This window comes from Mesorhizobium sp. P160187 (assembly GCF_057766425.1).
Window position 1 is genome coordinate 1,521,578 of sequence record NZ_JBYMDX010000003.1, and the last position, 17,519, is coordinate 1,539,096.

A 17,519-nucleotide genomic window follows, 5' to 3' on the forward strand; every position below is an offset into this window, starting at 1 on the left:
TGAAGGTCGGCGCTTCACGCGCGAGGACCCCCTCTGTCGCCTTTGGCGACATCTCCCTCTCAAGCGGGGAGATCACCAGCGCCAAGGGTCAGCCACCCGTGGCCACACCGGCCGCGTCAGCTTCTTGTAATCCGTCACCGCCGGATTGCTCGGATACGAACTCGGCGCCGAGACATAAATAATCTCCGCCGCGATCGGTTCAAAACCGGCGTAGAAATGGTTGGTCGACTTGATCAGCAATATGTCCTTCGACAACGGATCGACGCCGATGTTGGAGAAAATATCCGGCTCGAAGGTCTGCGTGCGGTTGGTGTTGAGGATGATGTCGATTTCGGTGCCTTCGAGCCGCACCAGCGCCGTCGGCCCGAGCGTCACCCGGCTTGGCCCGAAGCTCTGCCAGCCCTCGGGGACGGCTTTCAACACCTTGACGCGCGCATCGATCGGTTCGCCGGCCAGCGGCCCGGCCTTGCCGCCGAAGCGCAGGTCGATGACGGCGCCTTCGCCTGCCGCGTGGCAAAATGTGACGGCGATCGGGTCCCAGATCGTCGCCACGCCAAAATTGTCAACGCCCTGTTCCAACATGGCGCGCAGCACAACGGTACCGTCGCCGGCGACGCCACCGCCGGGATTGTCCCAGATGTCGGCAATCACAACCGGCTTGCCGGGGTTTCCCTTGCGCACGGCCAGTGCCCGCGCGATGCCATCCTCGGTGTTCAGCATCGTCATCGCCGTCCTTTCGCGTATGGCGTAAAGCTCGCGCCCGAGCCTCTCTGCCAGCGCATCGCCCTTGGCCTTGTCATTGTCGGTCACGACCAGGATGCGCGTGCCCATTTCCGGCACGTCCGCCGCCATGAAGCCGTGGATGACCGAGACCGACAGCACGCCGTCCTTGCCGTGCAGCGCCTTGATGCGGTCGACGAAGGAGCGCATCGGCTCGCGGCTGGTCGGCAGCACCTGGATCATGCGGCAGTCGAAGGTCGAGATCACCGGCTTGATCTCGTCGCGCGCCGCCGCCAATCCAAGCTCGACGACATGTTCGCCGCGCTCATAGAAGTCGGTGTGCGGGAATTCGAGGAAATAGGCCATGACATTGCATGCCGCGACGCGCTTTGGGGTCAGATGACTGTGCGGGTCGAGCTCCACCGCGATCACCACGTCGGGCCCGACGATTGCGCGAACCCGTTCCAGCAGATCGCCTTCGCAATCGTCATAGCCTTGCGCCACCATGGCGCCGTGCAGGCCGAGGATGACGGCGCCGACCGGCAAGGCTGCCTTCAACTGGCCGAGAATCTCGTCACGCAACCCCTCATAGGTCTGCCGCTGCACCAGCCCGCCCGGCTCCGCCCAGGTGGCGGTGCCTTCGACGACGGTCAGCCCTTCGGCAGCCGCGCGCCGGCGCAGCGCGACCATCGGCGAGGAGCACAAGGTCGGTGTATCAGGATGCTTGCCCGGCCCGGCATAGAACGCCATCTCGAACGACGCCCGGTCGGTCGGCACCGGCGAGAAGGTGTTGGTTTCGGTCGCCAGCGAGGCGGTGAAGATGCGCATGAAAACTCCGTACGGCTATTTGTTTTTCGCAATTCCGGACGGAAAACCGCTCCACACTTTTCCTGGAATTGCTATTTTACGGCCCCGAGCGCCAGCCCGCGGACGAGATAGCGCTGCAGCCAGATGAACAGGATTGCCACCGGCAGCGTCGCCAGCAGCGTCGCCGCCATTACATGGTGCCATTCGATCGTGTAGCGGCCGGCGACCAGCGAGAACACCTGGATCGGCAGCGTGTAACTTTCCTGGCTGCGCAGCATTGTGAGCGCAACGACGAACTCATTCCATGCGTTGATGAAGGTGAAGATGGCGGTCACCGCGATTGCCGGCAGGCAAAGCGGCAGAAACACTTTTCGCAAGGTCAGCCAGCGGCCGGCGCCTTCCATCCACGCTGCTTCCTCGAGATCGCGCGGGATGGTGTCGAAATAGCTTTGCAGCATCCACACGGTGAAGGCGACGTTGAAAGCCATGTAGATGACGCCGAGCGCGGTCGTGGATTCGATCAGACCCCAGGCCGCCATCAGCCGGAACAGGCCGAGCACCAGCACGATCGGCGAGATCATCTGCGAGATCAGCAGGAACTGGCGGAAGGCGCCATAGCCGGCAAAGCGAAACCGCGACATGGCATAGGCGGCCGGCACCGAGATCAGGATGGCGCCGACGGTGGCGATAACAGAGACATAGAGCGAATTGGCCAGCGCCTGGCCAAAGCCGGTCGCCACCCACATGTCGGCAAAATTCGACCAGTGGAATTCGCTTGGCCACCAGGTCGGCGACAGCACCTCCTGCCGCGGTTTGACCGCGGTCAAAAACATTACCGCGAAGGGGAAGATGGTCACCACGAGCAGCGGCGAAAGCAGCAGCCATGCGATGATCGTACGCTTCAGCTTGGGCGTCATGTGCGCTGCTCCCGCATGGCAAGCCGCACATAGATCATGGTGAAGATCAAAAGGATGGCAAACATCAGCAGCGACACCGCCGATGCTTCCCCCAGTTTGCCGATGCGGAAGGCCAGCTTGTAGAGATGGGTGACCAATATGTCGGTCGAGTTGGCCGGCCCGCCCTGCGTCATCACCCAGATGATCGGGAAGGAATTGAAGACGTAGATGGTGTTGAGGACGATGGCGATGTTGATGAACGGCTTCAGCAGCGGAAAGGTGATCTCGCGGAACTGCTGCAGCGGCGTCGCCCCCTCCAGGGCCGCCGCCTCGTAGAGGTCGTCGGGGATCGACGACAGGCCGCCGAGGAAGATGGTCGTGGTGAACGGTACCGTCACCAATATGCCGATCAGCACCTGCATCGGGAATGCCGTCTCGGCGCGCGCCAGCCACTGGATGTTCTCATGGATCAGGCCAAGCCCGATCAGCGCCGAGTTCAGCATCCCGCTTTCGCCGTTGAGCGCCCAGCGCCAGACCACCGCCGTCATCGTCAGCGACACCGCCCAGGGCAGCATGATGATGACGCGGGCAATGCCGCGGCCGTAGAAATCGGTATTGAGGATCATCGCCACGGGGACGGACAACAGCAGCGCGCCGCCGACCACCAGCACGGTCCACAGGCCGGTGCGCCAGAGTGCCGCCAGGAAATCGGGATCGGCGAGGAAGGCGGAATAATTGGCGAAATCGTTGAAGTCCCGCAGCTGCCCAAAACGGCTGACATCATGCGTCGATATCTGGATCAGGTCCCAGACCGGCCAGAAGATGACGACTGCGGCCAGAAACAGGCTGGGCAAGGTCAATAAATAGGGCAGGTAACGATTTTGCATCGGCCGGATTCGTACCGTGTTGGACATAAGTGGCGCTGGCGCGCCAGCTCGGATCAATCTCGCATATCGGTCTAAGGCAGCGCTTCAGGGTTTGAATCTCCTGCGGACGTTTGCGCTGCCCCTCACCTGCCTGCCCATCCTCCGCAGCGGTTGCGGAAGGGAGCCCTTCCTCTCCCCCGTCGATCGGGGGAGAGGTGTCGAGCGAAGCTCGACGGAGTGGGGGTCGACGGAGTGGATGTCGACCCTTGGGGCGCAAGGCGAGGTGATGTTTGCCCCTATTGCCCTTCCTATGTCCGTTCGCGGCGGTTGCCAGGTGGTTCCCCCACTCCGTCTCGGCTTCGCCGAGCCACCTCTCCCCCCTCCGGAGGGAGAGGAAGTGTGGCGCGCCCCGTGGGGCGCGCCGGGCGCAGGGAGATACGCCCTATTTCTTGATCACGGCGTTGGCCTTGGCAGCCGCTTCCTTCAAGCCTGCCTCGGGGTCGCCGCCGAGATAGATCTTCTGCATGGCATCCGAGGTGATCTGGGCGACTTCTTCCCAGCCGGGGATGACCGGTGCAAAGCGGGCGTCGGGCAGCAGCGCGGTGAACGCTGCCAGATCGGCATTGTTGACGTAATAGTCCATCTTGGCCTCTTCCTTGTTCACCGGCAGGAAGCCTTCGCCTTGCGTGAACTTGGCGCGCTGTTCGGTGGTGAACAGGAAGTCGAGCAGCTTCCAGGCCTCATCCTTGTTCTTGGAATTCTTGAACATGATGATGGAATCGGTGACGCCGTACGTGCCGCGCGCGCCGGTCGGTCCGGCGGGGATAGCGGCCACGCCATATTTCAGGTTCGGCGCCTCGTCCTTGATCTGGTTGGACAGGAAGGGCGCGGTGATCATCATGCCGACCTTGCCCTGCTTGAACAGGTTCTGGACGTCCTCGCGGTTGTTGGAGGTGACGCCGGGTTCCGTCAGGCCTTCGTCGATCATCGACTTGTAGAGCTTGGCGGCTTCGAGCGCGCCCGGCGTGCCGAGGCCCGACGTGCCATCCTTGTTGAGGATCTCGGTGCCTTGCGACCACATCGCATAATAGTAATAGACGTCGGTCTCGATCTCCTTGCCCTGCAGGCCGAAGCCGAAGGATCCGGTGCCCAGTGCCTTGATCTTGCGCGCATCCTCCTGCAGCTCGGTCCAGGTTGCCGGCGGGTTGGCGATTCCGGCCTTCTCGAACAATTCCTTGTTGTAGTACATGGCGCGCGCCGAGGCCGCGATCGGCAGGCCGTAGGTCTTGCCCTCCATGATCGAGGGCGACAGGAAGGTGTCGATGAAGCGGTCCTTGAACTCCGGCTTGATATAGCCGTCGAGCGGCTCGGCGACATCCTGCTGGACGAAATCGATCAGCCAGCGGGTGCCGATGATCGACAGGTCGGCATTGGTGCCGGCCGTGATGTCGGTGGTCAGCTTCTGCAGCAGCACGTCCCACGGCACAACTTCGAACTTGACGGTGATACCCGGGTTGGCTGCCTCGAATTCCTTTTTCACCGCTTCGAAATACGGGCCGGTCTTGGCGCTGTATTCGGCGACGGTTACGCGCACCTCGCCGGCACCTGCCTGCGCGGCCAGGGCGAGCAGGCTCATTCCGGCCATCAGGCCGACAGTCCATTTTGCAAGCTTCATTCGATCTCTCCCATTTGATTGCGCCTGCGCTCTTGCGGCTTCCAGGCGACCAAGGCTTTATGTGACTTTCCTACATTATCCATCATTTGACGCTGTGCAAGCGGATTATCCTGTTGCTTAATTACATTTCTTAAAATAGCGTTTTCCGATTATCGTAGATCCCAGGAGGCGCGCAGCGTGGTTTCAAAGGCCGAATTCGCAGGCAAGACCGTGCTGGTGACCGGCGCCGGCGGCGGGCTCGGCTCGGCTATTGTGGCGCTGCTGGCCGAACGAGGCGCGCGCGTCGTCGGCTGCGACCAGTCGCAAGACCAGCTCGGCAGTCCGCATCTGGCGTCGCGCCACGTCTTCGACCTTCTCGACCGGATCTCCACCGATGCCGCGATCACGGCGATCCTCGGGAAAGACGGCGTGCCCGACATCCTGATCAACAATGCCGGCTGGACGCGCGCCGAGACTCTTGCAGCGCTGACCCCCGACAAGATCACGCATGAGCTCGACCTCAATCTGACCGGGGTGATGCTGTTCGCCGATCCACTGATCAAGGCGATGGCCGCGCGCGGTTCGGGCAGCGTCGTCTTCATCTCTTCCGTCAACGCCATCGCCCACTTCGGCAACCCGGCCTATGCCGCAGCCAAGGCCGGCATCAATGCCTATGCCAAAGCGATCGCTGTGGAACTCGGCCGCAACGGGCTGCGCGCCAATGTCGTCTGCCCCGGCTCGATCCGCACCGCCGCATGGGACCATCGGTTGGCCAAGAACCCGGATGTTCTCGGCAAGCTCAAGCGGCTCTATCCCCTCGGCCGCATCGTCGACGCCACGGAAGTGGCCGAAGCGGTGGCCTTCCTTGTTTCGGATCGCGCATCGGGGATAACCGGCGCGGTGGTGCCGGTCGACGCCGGACTGACCGCCGGCTTCCTGCCCTTCATCGACGACATATTGGGAGCCTGACCATGACCGATGTCGAGTTCCGCGACCTGTCGAAATCCTTCGGACGCTACAAGATCCTCGAAAACATCAGCCTCGACATCAAGAGCGGCGAGTTCGTCGTGCTGGTCGGCCCTTCCGGCTGCGGCAAGTCGACCTTGCTGCGCATGCTGGCCGGGCTGGAGCCGATCACCGCAGGCGACCTCTTGATCGGCGGCGTGCGCGCCAACGATTTGCCGCCACAGCAGCGTAACATCGCGATGGTCTTCCAGTCCTATGCGCTGTTTCCGCACCTGAAAGCGGCCGACAATATCGGCTTTGGTCCCAAGATTCGCGGCGAGAGTCGCACGGCAATCGACGACAAGGTGAAAAAGGCCTCCGGCGTCCTCAACCTGTTCTCCTATCTCGACCGCTATCCCCGGGAGTTGTCGGGCGGCCAGCGCCAGCGCGTCGCCATGGGCCGCGCCATCGTGCGCGAACCCTCGGTGTTCCTGTTCGACGAGCCGCTCAGCAATCTCGACGCGCAATTGCGCGTGCAGATGCGCACCGAGATCAAGGCGCTGCACCAGCGGCTGAAATCGACCATCGTCTACGTCACCCACGACCAGATCGAGGCCATGACCATGGCCGACCGCATCGTGGTGATGGACCGCGGCAAGATCCAGCAGGTCGGCGCACCGCTGGAACTCTACGACCGTCCCGCCAACAAATTCGTCGCCTCCTTCATCGGCTCGCCGTCGATGAGTTTTGTCTCCGGCGCCCTGAAGACGACGCCCGAGAAAAGCTGGTTCGAATCGGCCGGGGGCGGACGTCTGGCACTTGCCGGCAAGACGGTGCCGGCTGGCAGCACGGTCGAGGCCGGCATACGGCCCGAACACTTCGTCATCGGCGAGGCTGTCGACGCGATGGCGATCAAGGTCGATGTCGTCGAGCCGACCGGCTCGGAAACCCATGTCTATGGCGCCATCGGCGCTGACACGGTGCGCGCCGTGTTCCGCGACCGGATCCAGGTCAAGCCGGGTGAAATGCTGCCGGTCTCGGTCGCGCCTGCAAACATCCATCTGTTCGACACGGCGACAGGCCTGCCGCTATGAGAGCGCCGGCATGACAACGAAAACACCACGATGAAGACGACAACCCAGAAATGAAAACGCCGGCCGACATCATCACGCGCCTGCAGCTGATGTCGCAGGACGGCACCAAATCGGACCGCCGCCTGGCCGGCCTCGTGCTGACCGATCTCGACTTCGCCTCCAAGGCGGCAATCTCGGAAATTGCGGCGCGCGTCGGCGTCAGCGAGCCGACGGTCACCCGTTTCTGCCGCAATCTCGGCTGCGAGGGTCTGCGCGATTTCAAATTCTACCTGGCGCAGGCGATTGCCATTGGCGGCCAGTATCTGTCGCCCGAACCGCTGAACCGCGACGCGCGCGAGCAGCGCATTGCGTCGGCCATCACCGAAGCGGCAATCGCCGCCATCCAGCGCGCCAGCGAAAACCTCGACATGAAGACGCTGGTGGGCGTGGCCGCGCGCATCGTCAGTTCGGGCAATGTGCTGTGCATCGGCTCCGGCGGCATTTCCTCGATGATGGCGACCGAGATGCAGAACCGGCTGTTTCGGCTCGGCGTGCCGGTGCTGGCGCAGATCGACGGGCAATTGCAGCGCATGTATGCCGCGGTCGCCACATCGGAGACGACGCTGATCGCGTTCTCGGTGTCCGGCTATGCGCGCTCGGTGATCGACGCCGTTCAGGTGGCCCAGCAATATGGCGCCACCACCATCGCCGTAACCCCGCCGGAATCAGCGCTGGCCAAGGCCGCCGATACCGTCATCCAGTTCCAGTCGCTGGAAGACGGCAACATCTACAAGCCGACCTCGTCGCGCTACGCGCTGCTTTCGATCGTCGACATGATCGTCACCTCGGTGGCCGAGACGCGCGGACCAAGGGTTCTGGAAAACCTGCGCCGCATCAAGCAGAGCGTGAACACGCTGAAGGTCGACGATCCAAAGTTGCCGTTGGGGGATTGAGGACTAACGGCCGAGCGCTTTGATGCTCGTCACCAGCGCCGCCGGATCGCCATTCACGCGTAGCGTCTTCAAGCGAGCGGTAGCGCCAGCAACGACCGACACCGCCGATGCGGGAACTCCCAGCGCCTTGGCGACAAGTCTTTGCAATGCTTGATTGGCGGCGCCATTCTCCGGCACGGCGCGCACGCGCGCCTTCAAATGGCTGCACCCGCCGACGGAGGTTTCGACGGCTTCGAGCCTGTCCACAGAAGACTTCGGCGTCAGCCGGATAAACAGGTCGATGCCGTCAGCGCGCAAGCGGAATGGCGCGCTCATGCCATCGTCGGGTTCACAGGACCAGCGGCGCTATCGTGGTGAGAATGAGCTGCCTGAGAAAGAACAGGAGCAGAAGCAGGATGATCGGCGAGATGTCGACGCCGCCGAGGTCGGGCATGAATCGACGGATCGGCCGCAGCGCCGGCTCGGTTAGCCGGTAGAGCATGTTGCCGATGCTGCCGACAAATTGATTGCGCGAGTTGACGACGTTGAACGCATAGAGCCAGGAGAAGATCGCCGAGGCGATGATGACCCACCAGTACAGGTCCAGCGCCATGACGATTGTTTGAATGAGGGCGAGCATGCCGGTCTCCGATTGTTGCCGACATGTAGCCATTGCGCGCGAAACCGGCAAGGGCCGGTCGCCTACAAGCATCGGGCACAAGGGATTTCGGCAAAACCCCGCCTTGACAGGAAACCGCAGCCTTCGATAAATGCGCCATCCGCTGGACGGGGCTGTAGCTCAGCTGGGAGAGCGCGTCGTTCGCAATGACGAGGTCAGGAGTTCGATCCTCCTCAGCTCCACCAGCGGAATTTCCATTTCTTGCTCGTCCCGAAAAATATCTGGACTCTGTGCCTGCTGGAGCAACTTGGGAAAGCGCGTGGCCCTTTCGCTTTGGGAATCGCATCAGAGGCCGAGCCTGGGGGCGAGATAAGGCGCGAGCGCAAGCGAATAGGTGGCCGTCAAATGACCGGTGTCGCGCCAGACGATCATATTGCCGACGACCGCCGGGCATAGTTCCGGTCCGCACAAAGCGTCAGTCATATCGACGACGCGCACGTTTTTCTGACCCTCCGCGGCAAGCGCCAACAGGTTGTTGAGCTCGGCGTCGCTTCTTTTGGTGAAGCATTTTGCGGGCGTGGCGCTCAGGCAATCGCCGGGTTCGAATCGCATCAAGGGCGTGTTGCGGATGACGATGATCTGCGAACCTGCCTCGGTCAGTTCGCTCCAGACATTGCGCAGCCCCTCGATCATCAGGTCATCCGGAACCGATCCGGCGTTGGACTGGCTGGTGATGACGGCGAGCGGCCTGAGCTTTAAAATCTCAGCCAGCACTTTCTCCCTCCACTCGTAGCAAGATGGATACGGCTTGCCGTCCGACTTGGTGGGCGCACGCGCGAATGCGCAGGCGGATTTCGAGAAAGAAACCAGCTTGTATTTGCGGTCCCTGGCGATCTTGTTCAAGGCTGGACCCCATTGGGCAGCGTGGGAATCGCCAACGAGGACGATGGTTTTCGGGCCGGCGGGGTCGCCCAGCACGCATCCCACCGGTTTTGCGCCTTTGAGGTTCTGCTGACATCCCGCCGAGAACAACCTCGACACATCCCGCCTTAGCCTGGCCAGCGGCGGCAGGAGGTCCACATCGTCCGGAACCGCGGCGCCGGTCAGCAAGGCGGCAGGCCCGGGATAGGCCGGCGTGCCGATCAGCGTAATGTCGGTGCGTTGCGTCGTCACGAAATACAGCAGCCCCTCCGATGCCGCCACGCATGCCAGGACAGCGATGGTGCCGTACCCCAGCGGCTTCCACCAGGCACCCCGGGATTGCCGGCAGGGTTGTTCGACATAGCGATAAGACAGGTCCGACAGGACCACGGTCACCGCAATCAGGCCGGCACCACTGGCAAAGGTCAGCGAAAAGCCCTGTCCTAGGAAGAATGTGATCAACGGCCAATGCCAGAGATAGATCGAATAGGACCTATCGCCGATGAACCGAAGCGGCCACAAATCGAGCCCACGAAACCGACGGGCTTGGACTTCGCCAGCCAGGATGATGAGCACGGTGGCCAGGGTTGGCAGCAACGCACTGAGGCCAGGGAACGGTGTCGCCGCTGAAAACAGAAGAGCGGAGGCAAGGATGCCGCCGATGCCGGCAAGCGCCATCACCCGGCTTGCACCCGCGCCCAATCGAAACCGGTGCTCGCCAAGCACCAGCAGACCGCCCAGCGCCAATTCCCACAGGCGTGTATGGCTGACGAAATAAGCCTGTGCCGGATCTGTTTTCGTCAGGATGACCGAGGCGGTCAGCGATGCCAGGAAAACGAGCGACAATGTCGTCGCCAAGCATCGTCGCAAGGAGAGATGCCATCGCCGCGCCAGCCAGATCACGCCGATCATGAGCACCGGCCAGACGATGTAGAACTGCTCTTCTATGGAAAGCGACCAGTAATGCTGCACCGGCGTCGGCAGATTGTCGGCGTCGAGATAGCTGACTGCCTCGTGGGCCAGACGCCAGTTCTCGACATAGAGCGCGCTGGCCAGGATCTGGTTGGCCGTTTCCTCCCAGCGCGCCTTGGAAATGAACAGCAGCGTACCGAGCAGCGTCAGCAATAGCACCAGGATCGCTGCTGGCAGGAGCCGGCGGATTCGTCGCGAATAGAATTCGATCAGCGAGACGCGACCGTCGCGCAGCGCCATCTGCGCCAGCAGGCCGGTGATCAGATAGCCAGAGATGACGAAAAAGACGTCGACGCCGATATATCCGCCGGGAAGAGCATGGGGCCACAGGTGAAAGACGACCACCAGAGCGACGGCCAGTCCGCGCAACCCCTGTATTTCGGGCCGAAACCGGCGGTCCTGATCGATTGTCACCGGGTATCCCCCAACAGTCTCAGCCGGCCTGGGATCAACCGGCCAGTCCCCGCCATGACTTTCATAAGGGCAGAGTGCCTTGAGGCAAGAGCCGATCGCAGCAGTTCATTCCCTTTCCGTCTCCAGCCCGCTCACCAGCGTGTCGACGAAACCCAGCAGCTCACCTTCGAGATCAGTCGGCGCCAGGCCGATGAAACGGTCTTCGAGCGAGATGGCGACCATCCCATGCACGGCGGAGAACACCGTGCGCGCGCGGGCCAAAAGCTCCGGCGTTGCCGCCGCCGGGAGCAGCTGGGCCAGCGGCTCGACCAGATGCTGGATCAGCACCGCATGTTCGGCCAGATGCCATTCGGGCACCGCCACGCCTGGCGCCATGCGGTGTTCGAACAGCGCCTTCCACGCCATGCGATTGCCGCGGGCGAAGCCGAGATAGGCCTTGGCCAGTGCCTTCAGCTTGGCCCTTGGCTCGGCGGCGGCGGTCGCCTCCTGTTCCAACGCCGCCCCAAGTCTTGCCAGCGTGATCGAATTGACGTGCAGGATGAGCTCGTCGAGGTCGGCGAAGGCGGTGTAAAGCGCGCCGAGCGCGCAGCCGGCATCGGCCGTGATGTCGCGTGCACGCAGCCCGGCGAGCCCCGAGGACTGGATGCGCGCTTGCGCGGCCTCGATCAGCCTGCCTTTGAGGTCCTCGCGTTTGGCGTCCCGTTTTGCGGCCATTAACCTTCTCTTATGCGCAATCATGAACACCGTTCATTTTCTCCTTGAACGCCGTTCACAATGTGCTACTTTGCCTCGTGAACAACGTTCATAGAGGAGAAACGGAAATGTTGAAACAGTTTTTTGCTCTCGTTCGCGGCCGAAGCTACGAAGCCGCCGAGGCGGTCGTCGACCGCAACGCGCTGATAATCCTGCGCCAGCAGATCCGCGATTGCGCCGACGCTATCGCGGCCGCCCGCCGGGCGGTTGCAATTGCCATCGCCCAGAACGAACAGGAAGTCGCGCAGTTCAAGAAGCTTGTCCTCCGCATCGACGATTTGGAGAAGCGCACGATCGCCGCGATCGAGCAGGGACAGAATGAACTGGCCCGCGAAGCCGCCGAAACCATCGCCATGCTGGAAGCCGAACGCGACGCCTCCGCCGAGGCGCAGAAAAGCTTCGGCACCGAGATCGAGCGTCTCAAGCGGATTATCCGCGTCTCCGAAATGCGCCTGCGCGAATTGCAGCGCGGCCAGCGCATCGTTGCCGCGGTCGACTCGACCCAGCGCCTGCGAGAAAGCGCGCCCGGCTCCAGCCTGTCGGCGCTCAGGGACGCCGAGGAGACGCTGCTGCGCCTGCGCACCAGGCAAAAGCAGATCGACGCCACCGCGGCCGCCATGGCCGAGATGGAACAGTCGGGCGATCCTGCCGCGGTCTCAGAGAAGCTTGCGGCCGCCGGCTGCGGCGCGCCGCTGAGAAGCAGCGCCGACGCCGTGCTCGAACGGCTCACGAAGACCATGACCAAGCCGGCCTGATCGTACCCGGCGTGATTGTTATCCAGTCTGATTGTATCCGGCCTGATTGTATCCAGCCTGAAACAGACCCACGCCCAACCAACCTGACCTTGAAACGAAAGGACCATATCGATGACCCCGAACACCTATTCCCCCAAGGACTCAAGCGCCTGGAAGACCTTCACCATGGCCAGTTTCGCCGTTGCCGCCACGATGATGGCCGGCGGCATCTACTTCATGGAGGCGAGCTTCGCCGCCAAGGGGTTTTACGCCATGGCCGCCATCATGCTCGTGCACACCTCGATCACCATCACCAAGACGCTGCGCGACTCGGAAGAGGCAAGCCGCTTCATCAACCGGCTGGAAGACGCCAAGACCGAGAAGTTGCTGATGGAAGTCAGCCGCAGTAACGAAGTGTAACCGGGTTCCCGCTAAACAAGGCTCAACGCGCAAGACCGCTGATCAATCCAGCCAGGATTTTAATCGGTCTTGCCCAATGGAAGTCGCCGCTATGGAAATCGCCCCGATCAACCGACCGACAGCTCATCTGATGACGTCCAGGCGCTTTGCGCCCTTGTTCTGGACGCAGTTCCTGTCCGCCTTCAACGACAATTTCCTCAAGAACACGCTGGTGTTCCTTATTCTGTTCACGCTGGCGGCGGACCAGGCGGCATCACTGGTCACCTTGGCGGGCGCCGTCTTCATGGCCCCCTTCCTGATCCTGTCGGCGCTCGGCGGCGAGCTCGCCGACCGCTTCGACAAGGCTCTCATAGCCAAGCGTCTGAAATTCGCCGAGATCGCCGCGGCGGGTGTCTCCGTCGTCGGCATCGCCCTGTCGTCCATTCCCGTGCTGATGACGGCGCTGTTGATGTTCGGCGTTATCTCGGCGCTGTTCGGACCGATCAAATACGGAATCCTGCCCGATCACCTCGAACGCAAGGAACTGCCCAAGGCCAACGCCTGGATCGAGTCAGCCACGTTTGCCGCGATTCTCGGCGGCACCATAGCCGGCGGCGTCGTTTCCGCCGATGGCATCGGCGTCGCGGTGTTCGGACCGATCATGATGGCGCTCGCCGTCGGTTGCTGGCTCGTCAGCCGCTACATCCCGTCCACCGGTTCGGCGGCGCCCGACCTTGTCATCGACAAGAACATCTTCCGCTCGACCTGGCGCCAGGTCGCCGAATTGCGCACCGACACGCGCATCTGGCGCGCCGGCCTGATGACGTCGTGGTTCTGGCTGATCGGCGCCATCGTGCTCTCGCTCCTGCCGGTCCTGATCAAGGATTCGCTCGGCGGCAACGAAATGGCCGTCACCGTCTACCTCGCCGTGTTCGCCGTCTCGATCGCCATCGGTTCGGCCATCGCCGCCTGGATGTCGCAGGGCCGCATCGTGCTGTTGCCGGCACCGGTCGGCACGGCGCTGCTCGCCCTGTTCGGCCTGCATCTCGCCTGGACCATCTCCGGCATGACGCCGTCGCCCCAGGCGGAAACCCTTGGCGCATTCTTCGCCGGCCCAAACACGATCCGCGTCGCCATCGACCTCGCCGGCATGGCCATTGCAGCCGCTTTCCTGGTGGTGCCGACCTTCGCCGCCGTGCAGGCCTGGTCGCCCGAAGCGCGGCGCGCCCGGGTCGTCGCCGCCGTCAGTATCGTCAATGCCGGCTTCATGACTGGCGGCGGCATCATCATGGCCCTGATCCAGACGAAGGTCTCGACCGGCGGCATCCTGTTCGGCCTCGTCGCGGCCAATGCGATTGCCGCCGGGCTGATGCTGAAATATTTGCCGACGAACCCCTTCCGTGACTTCGTCTCCATCCTGTTCCGCGCTTTCCTGCGCCTCGAAGTCGAGGGCATGGAAAACCTCAAGGCGGCCGGCAAGGCGCCGATCCTGGCGCTCAACCATGTCAGCTTCCTCGACGGTCCGCTCGCCTTGACGCTGACCGATGAGGAACCGGTCTTCGCCATCGACTACACCATTGCCCAGGCTTGGTGGATGAAGCCGTTCATGAAACTTGCCCGCGCTTTGCCGCTCAACCCGGCCAAGCCGATGTCGACCCGCACGCTGATCAAGATCGTGCAGGGCGGCGACCCGCTGGTGACCTTCCCGGAGGGACGCATCACCGTGACCGGCGGCCTGATGAAGGTCTATGACGGCGCCGCCATGGTTGCCGACAAGACCGGCTCGATGGTTGTGCCGGTGCGCATCGACGGGCTGGAGAAGACCTACTTCTCGCGGCTGAGCTCGCAGCATGTGCGCCGCCGCCTGTTCCCGAAGGTCAAGGTGACCATTCTGGAACCGGTCAAGCTCGAGGTGCCGCAAGAGCTGAAGGGCCGCAAGCGCCGCGCCGCGGCGGGTTCCGCGCTCTACCAGGTGATGTCGGATCTCGTTTTCCGCACCCAGGACATCGACAAGACCGTACTTGAAAAGATCATCGAGACGGCGAACGAACGCGGCATGAAACAGCTCGCAGTTCAGGATCCGGCCACCGGTTCTCTCAGCTACAGCAAGCTGCTCACGGCTGCCGCCGTGCTTGGTGAGAAGTTCCAGAACCTTTATGCCGACCAGCAGACGCTGGGCATCATGCTGCCCAACGCCAACGGCTCTTGCGCGACACTGCTCGGCGTCATGTCCGCCGGCAAGGTTCCGGCGATGATGAACTTCACCGCAGGTGCTGCCAATATTCTGTCCGCTTGCAAGGCCGCCGAAGTCCGCACCGTGCTGACGTCCCGCGCGTTCGTCGAACAGGCAAAGCTCGGCGCTGTAGTCGAGGAACTCGGTCGCTCGGTCCACATCGTGTGGCTCGACGATCTCAGAAAGACCATCAGTCTCAAGGATAAGCTGCTCGGCTTGCTGCGCAAGTCGACGCCGCGCGCGAAACGCAAGCCCGGCGATGCGGCGGTGATCTTGTTCACCTCGGGTTCGGAAGGCACGCCGAAGGGCGTCGTTCTGAGCCACCGCAACATCCTGGCCAACGCCGCCCAGGCGGCGTCGCGTATCGACTTCCATTCGGGCGACAAGGTGTTCAACGTGCTGCCGATCTTCCACTCCTTCGGCATGACCGCGGGCACGGTGCTGCCGTTGATCTCCGGCGTGCCGGTCTATTTCTACCCCTCGCCGCTGCACTACCGCCTCGTGCCGGAACTGATCTACGGCTCGAACGCGACGATCATCTTCGGCACCGACACCTTCCTCTCCGGCTATGCGCGCACCGCTCACCCCTACGACTTCCGCTCGATACGCTATTGCTTTGCCGGCGCGGAACCGGTCAAGACAGCGACGCGCATGACCTATATGGAGAAGTTCGGCCTACGCATCCTCGAGGGCTACGGCGTCACCGAGACGGCGCCGGTGATCTCCATCAACACGCCGATGTACAATCGCTCCGGAACCGTCGGCAAGATCATGCCCGGCATGGAATACCGCCTCGATCCGGTCCCCGGCGTCGACGAAGGCGGCCGGCTGTTCGTGCGCGGCCCCAATGTCATGGCCGGTTATCTCCGGGCCGAGAAGCCCGGCGTGCTCGAACCGCTGGAGGACGGCTGGCATGATACGGGCGACGTCGTCGCTATCGACGAAGGCGGCTTCATCACCATTCGCGGCCGCGCCAAGCGCTTCGCCAAGATCGGCGGCGAGATGATCTCGCTCGCCGCTGTCGAAGCGCTGGCCGGCGAATTGTGGAAGGGCTCGCTGTCGGCGGTCGCCACGGTGCCCGACGCGCGCAAGGGCGAAAAGCTGATCCTCATCACCGAGGCATCCGGCGCCACACGAGCGGAATTCCTCGCCTACGCCAAGACCAACGGCGCCATGGACCTGATGGTCCCGGCCGAAGTGCGGGTGGTCTCAAAGGTACCGGTCCTTGGCTCCGGCAAGCTCGACTTCGCCGCCGTGACAAAAATGGTGCGCGACGAAGAAGCCTTGAAGACCAAGGCCGCCTAATCCGGCTACGGCAACGGGCCGACGCGAGAGCCGGCCCGTTCAGTATGATCAACCCTTCGCATGCCGCTGCGAGATCAGCATCGCCATGCGCTGGACTGCCCGCAGCTCCATTTCCACGCCCGGCGACGATGCCAGCGCCGGCATGTTGAGCGCCACCACGGTCAACGGCTCGAGCGTCGCCAGCAGCACATGGGTCGCCTCAAATTTCTCGAACAGCCATGCCAGCTGCTCGCGTATATCCTGGTCGACTGGCGCCCCCGGCTGCGTATCGGCGAGCGAGCGCACGGGCTCCTGCTCCAGTGCACGGGCCAGCACCTTCAGGTCGAAATCACCGAGGTCGGCTGCCGGCAGGATCAGCGCACCGTCGACAAGAATATGGCTCTGCAGGCCGCGCAGGAAGCGCGCCGAATCGGTGAGGTCGCCCTCGGCCATATGCTTCAGCAACGAGTCGCGGCGCTTCTCCGCGGTGAGGCTGACGCTGTCATTGTAGATGACTGCCAGCAGCGTCGCCGACAGCACGATCACCACGCCCTGCACACTGCCGCGCCAGCCGAGATCGTCGATGCCGCCCAGCGCCAGCCCGGCGAAAACCGAGCTCAGCGTAATCACGGTAAAGGCGCCGATCGTGTCGCGATGGCCGAGGCTGGCGCGTCCAAGGCCGATCGTCAGCCAGCACAGGAACAGGATGGCGATGCCGCCAAGCCGAACCGGCACTTCGAACAGGCCGGGCCGGTAGTCGGTGACCATGAACGGAATGATCAACAGCAGCGACAGCGCCATGCGCTCGACCGTGCGGTTTTCGGCCGCCGACAGGCTGTCGCGATCGCGCGTCATCACCAGCCAGCCGATGGCGAGAAAACCTCCGAACTGGAAGGCAAGTAGTACCGCCATCCGCCATGGCTCGGCAAAGCGTTCCGGGATCGGCGCCAGCAGTAGAAACAGCAGGGCGCCGCCGGCGGCAAAGAACTTTAGCGCAAACGGCGCGTGCCGGCGTAGCAGGCCTTCGGTCAGCAGCAGTGCGGCCAGCGGCAGCAGGCCCGCCGCCGCGATGGTGACGAAGCGGAAGAGTGCGAGGCCGGTAGTCCAGTCGAGGATGCGGCAGGCGAGCAGAACCGTCAGCACCCGCAAACCGAACAGAAAACGCCGCGACAGCGGATCGCCGGTGTCGCGCCCGCCGACGACCGATATCACGATCAGCAGCCCGAACAGCGCCGCCAGCGAGGTGATGGTGTCGGCCACGAGCGTGTCGTCGAGGTTCATCGGTCAGCGCCCATCA

General features: G+C 63.1%; 15 protein-coding genes and 1 tRNA gene. 7 read left to right on the forward strand and 9 right to left on the reverse strand.

Annotation, left to right across the window (positions count from 1 at the left end):
* Positions 1-72 precede the first annotated feature (72 nt).
* The 4 genes from AC3CCE_RS10765 to AC3CCE_RS10780 form a co-directional block, all read right to left on the reverse strand.
* Positions 73-1,548 carry a M81 family metallopeptidase gene (locus AC3CCE_RS10765; protein ID WP_352512126.1) on the reverse strand — a complete coding sequence of 492 codons (1,476 nt, stop codon included), beginning with the start codon at positions 1,546-1,548 and terminating at the stop codon, positions 73-75.
* A gap of 71 nt (positions 1,549-1,619) precedes the next feature.
* Entirely contained in the window at positions 1,620-2,444 is an 825-nt protein-coding gene (locus tag AC3CCE_RS10770; RefSeq protein WP_023668609.1) for a carbohydrate ABC transporter permease, read from the reverse strand.
* Positions 2,441-3,310: a carbohydrate ABC transporter permease gene (locus tag AC3CCE_RS10775; RefSeq protein ID WP_023745368.1), complete on the reverse strand. Its 870-nt coding sequence runs from the start codon at positions 3,308-3,310 to the stop codon at positions 2,441-2,443. The genes AC3CCE_RS10770 and AC3CCE_RS10775 overlap by 4 nt, the downstream gene beginning before the upstream one ends.
* A 421-nt stretch (positions 3,311-3,731) precedes the next feature.
* Entirely contained in the window at positions 3,732-4,964 is a 1,233-nt protein-coding gene (locus AC3CCE_RS10780; RefSeq protein WP_352512719.1) for an ABC transporter substrate-binding protein, read from the reverse strand.
* Positions 4,965-5,141: 177 nt separating this feature from the next.
* Between AC3CCE_RS10780 and AC3CCE_RS10785 the strand changes: the two genes are divergently transcribed.
* Genes AC3CCE_RS10785 through AC3CCE_RS10795 form a run of 3 tightly spaced genes read left to right on the forward strand, consistent with a single transcriptional unit; the run spans position 5,142 to position 7,914 of the window.
* The gene (locus AC3CCE_RS10785) at positions 5,142-5,912 is read left to right on the forward strand and encodes an SDR family oxidoreductase (RefSeq protein WP_023755956.1); all 771 of its coding nucleotides are present in this window, start codon (positions 5,142-5,144) and stop codon (positions 5,910-5,912) included.
* A gap of 2 nt (positions 5,913-5,914) precedes the next feature.
* Positions 5,915-6,982, forward strand: coding sequence for an ABC transporter ATP-binding protein (locus tag AC3CCE_RS10790; RefSeq protein WP_352626007.1), 1,068 nt, complete (start codon positions 5,915-5,917; stop codon positions 6,980-6,982).
* Positions 6,983-7,032: 50 nt separating this feature from the next.
* Positions 7,033-7,914, forward strand: a complete 882-nt coding sequence (locus AC3CCE_RS10795; RefSeq protein ID WP_023681445.1) for a MurR/RpiR family transcriptional regulator — start codon at positions 7,033-7,035, stop codon at positions 7,912-7,914.
* 3 nt (positions 7,915-7,917) lie between these two features.
* Here AC3CCE_RS10795 and AC3CCE_RS10800 read toward each other — a convergent pair whose 3' ends face one another.
* Positions 7,918-8,229, reverse strand: a complete 312-nt coding sequence (locus AC3CCE_RS10800; protein WP_352626008.1) for a DUF167 family protein — start codon at positions 8,227-8,229, stop codon at positions 7,918-7,920.
* Positions 8,230-8,242: 13 nt separating this feature from the next.
* Positions 8,243-8,533: a YggT family protein gene (locus tag AC3CCE_RS10805; protein WP_023668602.1), complete on the reverse strand. Its 291-nt coding sequence runs from the start codon at positions 8,531-8,533 to the stop codon at positions 8,243-8,245.
* A 148-nt stretch (positions 8,534-8,681) separates the two neighbouring features.
* On the opposite strand from AC3CCE_RS10805, the gene AC3CCE_RS10810 reads away from it, so the two are divergent.
* A tRNA-Ala gene (locus tag AC3CCE_RS10810) sits at positions 8,682-8,757 on the forward strand.
* A 100-nt stretch (positions 8,758-8,857) separates the two neighbouring features.
* On the opposite strand, the gene AC3CCE_RS10815 is transcribed toward AC3CCE_RS10810, so the two are convergent.
* Positions 8,858-10,819: an acyltransferase family protein gene (locus AC3CCE_RS10815; RefSeq protein ID WP_352626009.1), complete on the reverse strand. Its 1,962-nt coding sequence runs from the start codon at positions 10,817-10,819 to the stop codon at positions 8,858-8,860.
* A 105-nt stretch (positions 10,820-10,924) separates the two neighbouring features.
* A complete protein-coding gene (locus AC3CCE_RS10820; protein WP_352626010.1) occupies positions 10,925-11,533 on the reverse strand; it encodes a TetR/AcrR family transcriptional regulator in 609 nt (202 codons plus the stop codon).
* A 107-nt stretch (positions 11,534-11,640) separates the two neighbouring features.
* Here AC3CCE_RS10820 and AC3CCE_RS10825 point away from each other — a divergent pair, with 107 nt between their 5' ends.
* The 3 genes from AC3CCE_RS10825 to AC3CCE_RS10835 all read left to right on the forward strand — a co-directional run bounded on the left by AC3CCE_RS10825 (position 11,641) and on the right by AC3CCE_RS10835 (position 16,243).
* Complete coding sequence (locus AC3CCE_RS10825; protein WP_023681449.1) at positions 11,641-12,327, forward strand: PspA/IM30 family protein; 687 nt, start codon at positions 11,641-11,643, stop codon at positions 12,325-12,327.
* 111 nt (positions 12,328-12,438) lie between these two features.
* Entirely contained in the window at positions 12,439-12,726 is a 288-nt protein-coding gene (locus tag AC3CCE_RS10830) for a YiaA/YiaB family inner membrane protein (RefSeq protein ID WP_023668598.1), read from the forward strand.
* A gap of 91 nt (positions 12,727-12,817) precedes the next feature.
* Entirely contained in the window at positions 12,818-16,243 is a 3,426-nt protein-coding gene (locus tag AC3CCE_RS10835; protein ID WP_352626011.1) for an acyl-[ACP]--phospholipid O-acyltransferase, read from the forward strand.
* A 48-nt stretch (positions 16,244-16,291) separates the two neighbouring features.
* Here AC3CCE_RS10835 and AC3CCE_RS10840 read toward each other — a convergent pair whose 3' ends face one another.
* Positions 16,292-17,503, reverse strand: a complete 1,212-nt coding sequence (locus tag AC3CCE_RS10840) for a hypothetical protein (protein ID WP_023730197.1) — start codon at positions 17,501-17,503, stop codon at positions 16,292-16,294.
* Positions 17,504-17,519: the final 16 nt, after the last annotated feature.

Excerpts from the sequence above, each read along its gene's own strand:
- AC3CCE_RS10835 (WP_352626011.1), top strand. The coding sequence starts at position 12,818 with ATGGAAATCGCCCCGATCAACCGACCGACAGCTCATCTGATGACGTCC.
- AC3CCE_RS10765 (WP_352512126.1), bottom strand. The coding sequence starts at position 1,548 with ATGCGCATCTTCACCGCCTCGCTGGCGACCGAAACCAACACCTTCTCG.
- AC3CCE_RS10805 (WP_023668602.1), bottom strand. The coding sequence starts at position 8,533 with ATGCTCGCCCTCATTCAAACAATCGTCATGGCGCTGGACCTGTACTGG.
- AC3CCE_RS10780 (WP_352512719.1), bottom strand. The coding sequence starts at position 4,964 with ATGAAGCTTGCAAAATGGACTGTCGGCCTGATGGCCGGAATGAGCCTG.
- AC3CCE_RS10820 (WP_352626010.1), bottom strand. The coding sequence starts at position 11,533 with ATGGCCGCAAAACGGGACGCCAAACGCGAGGACCTCAAAGGCAGGCTG.
- AC3CCE_RS10840 (WP_023730197.1), bottom strand. The coding sequence starts at position 17,503 with ATGAACCTCGACGACACGCTCGTGGCCGACACCATCACCTCGCTGGCG.
- AC3CCE_RS10770 (WP_023668609.1), bottom strand. The coding sequence starts at position 2,444 with ATGACGCCCAAGCTGAAGCGTACGATCATCGCATGGCTGCTGCTTTCG.
- AC3CCE_RS10795 (WP_023681445.1), top strand. The coding sequence starts at position 7,033 with ATGAAAACGCCGGCCGACATCATCACGCGCCTGCAGCTGATGTCGCAG.
- AC3CCE_RS10830 (WP_023668598.1), top strand. The coding sequence starts at position 12,439 with ATGACCCCGAACACCTATTCCCCCAAGGACTCAAGCGCCTGGAAGACC.
- AC3CCE_RS10775 (WP_023745368.1), bottom strand. The coding sequence starts at position 3,310 with ATGCAAAATCGTTACCTGCCCTATTTATTGACCTTGCCCAGCCTGTTT.
- AC3CCE_RS10825 (WP_023681449.1), top strand. The coding sequence starts at position 11,641 with ATGTTGAAACAGTTTTTTGCTCTCGTTCGCGGCCGAAGCTACGAAGCC.
- AC3CCE_RS10800 (WP_352626008.1), bottom strand. The coding sequence starts at position 8,229 with ATGAGCGCGCCATTCCGCTTGCGCGCTGACGGCATCGACCTGTTTATC.
- AC3CCE_RS10790 (WP_352626007.1), top strand. The coding sequence starts at position 5,915 with ATGACCGATGTCGAGTTCCGCGACCTGTCGAAATCCTTCGGACGCTAC.